This window comes from Halomonas sp. MES3-P3E (genome assembly GCF_002836035.1).
GTDB lineage: Bacteria > Pseudomonadota > Gammaproteobacteria > Pseudomonadales > Halomonadaceae > Vreelandella > Vreelandella arctica.
The window spans coordinates 1-2,513 of record NZ_PJBT01000079.1 but is presented as its reverse complement, the minus strand read 5'-3'; the positions used below and the strand labels follow the sequence as shown (position 1 = coordinate 2,513).

1 rRNA gene is annotated in these 2,513 nt (G+C 54.4%); it reads left to right on the top strand.

From position 1 onward, the window contains the following. A 23S ribosomal RNA gene (locus tag CXF87_RS11815) occupies nucleotides 1–2,513 on the top strand; the annotation flags it as partial.

Sequence of the window (2,513 nt, the reverse complement as noted above, 5' to 3'; positions counted from 1 at the left end):
GGCCGTAGCGGGTGATAGCCCCGTAGTCGAAAATCTGATCATGTGAAATCGAGTAGGTCGGGGCACGAGAAACCTTGACTGAAGACGGGGGGACCATCCTCCAAGGCTAAATACTCCTGGCTGACCGATAGTGAACCAGTACCGTGAGGGAAAGGCGAAAAGAACCCCGGAGAGGGGAGTGAAATAGATCCTGAAACCGTGTGCGTACAAGCAGTAGGAGCAGACTTGTTCTGTGACTGCGTACCTTTTGTATAATGGGTCAGCGACTTATATTCAGTGGCGAGGTTAACCGTATAGGGGAGCCGTAGGGAAACCGAGTCTTAACTGGGCGACACAGTCGCTGGATATAGACCCGAAACCGAGCGATCTATCCATGAGCAGGGTGAAGGTTGAGTAACATCAACTGGAGGCCCGAACCAGGATCTGTTGAAAAAGATTTGGATGACTTGTGGATCGGAGTGAAAGGCTAATCAAGCTCGGAGATAGCTGGTTCTCCTCGAAAGCTATTTAGGTAGCGCCTCATGTAGTACCGCCGGGGGTAGAGCACTGTTTCGGCTAGGGGGTCATCCCGACTTACCAACCCGAGGCAAACTCCGAATACCGGTGAGTAACGCGTGGGAGACACACGGCGGGTGCTAACGTCCGTCGTGAAAAGGGAAACAACCCAGACCGTCAGCTAAGGTCCCGAAATCCTGGTTAAGTGGGAAACGATGTGGGAAGGCTCAGACAGCTAGGAGGTTGGCTTAGAAGCAGCCATCCTTTAAAGAAAGCGTAATAGCTCACTAGTCGAGTCGGCCTGCGCGGAAGATGTAACGGGGCTAAACCAGGTACCGAAGCTACGGGTTCATCCTTTTAGGATGAGCGGTAGAGGAGCGTCGTGTACGCCAATGAAGGTGGATTGAGAAGTCTGCTGGAGGTATCACGAGTGCGAATGCTGACATGAGTAACGATAAAGGGAGTGAAAAACTCCCTCGCCGGAAGACCAAGGGTTTCTGTTCGACGCTAATCGGAGCAGAGTGAGTCGGCCCCTAAGGCGAGGCCGAAAGGCGTAGTCGATGGGAAACGGGTCAATATTCCCGTACCGGACATGGTTGCGATGGGGGGACGAAGAAGGCTAGGTGAGCCAGGCGTTGGTTGTCCTGGTGAAAGTGAGTAGGCTGGCGTCTTAGGTAAATCCGGGATGCTTTAAGGCCGAGACACGAAACGAACTGACCACGGTCAGGAAGTCACTGATGCCACGCTTCCAGGAAAAGCCTCTAAGCTTCAGATCATGTGCGACCGTACCCCAAACCGACACAGGTGGTCAGGGAGAGAATCCCAAGGCGCTTGAGAGAACTCGGGTGAAGGAACTAGGCAAAATGGTGCCGTAACTTCGGGAGAAGGCACGCCGGCGTAGGGTGATGAGACTTGCTCTCTAAGCCCGAACCGGTCGAAGATACCAGGTGGCTGCAACTGTTTATTAAAAACACAGCACTCTGCTAACGCGCAAGCGGACGTATAGGGTGTGACGCCTGCCCGGTGCCGGAAGGTTAAATGATGGTGTTAGCCGCAAGGCGAAGCTCTTGATTGAAGCCCCGGTAAACGGCGGCCGTAACTATAACGGTCCTAAGGTAGCGAAATTCCTTGTCGGGTAAGTTCCGACCTGCACGAATGGCGTAATGATGGCCACGCTGTCTCCACCCGAGACTCAGTGAAATTGAAATCGCCGTGAAGATGCGGTGTACCCGCGGCTAGACGGAAAGACCCCGTGAACCTTTACTATAGCTTCACACTGGACGCTGATGTTGCCTGTGTAGGATAGCTGGGAGGCTTTGAACTTTGGACGCCAGTTCGAAGGGAGCCAACCTTGAAATACCAGCCTGGCATCATTGGCGTTCTCACTCAGGTCCGTTATCCGGATCGAGGACAGTGTGTGGTGGGTAGTTTGACTGGGGCGGTCTCCTCCTAAAGAGTAACGGAGGAGCACGAAGGTACCCTCAGCACGGTCGGACATCGTGCATTGAGTGCAAGAGCATAAGGGTGCTTGACTGCGAGACAGACACGTCGAGCAGGTGCGAAAGCAGGTTCTAGTGATCCGGTGGTTCTGTATGGAAGGGCCATCGCTCAACGGATAAAAGGTACTCCGGGGATAACAGGCTGATACCGCCCAAGAGTTCACATCGACGGCGGTGTTTGGCACCTCGATGTCGGCTCATCACATCCTGGGGCTGAAGTCGGTCCCAAGGGTATGGCTGTTCGCCATTTAAAGTGGTACGCGAGCTGGGTTTAGAACGTCGTGAGACAGTTCGGTCCCTATCTGCCGTGGGCGTTGGATGTTTGAGAAGGGCTGCTCCTAGTACGAGAGGACCGGAGTGGACGACCCTCTGGTGTTCCGGTTGTCACGCCAGTGGCATTGCCGGGTAGCTATGGTCGGACGGGATAACCGCTGAAAGCATCTAAGCGGGAAGCCCCCTTCAAGATGAGACATCCCTGAGGCCTAGAGCCTCCTGAAGGGCCCAGCGAGACCAGCTGGT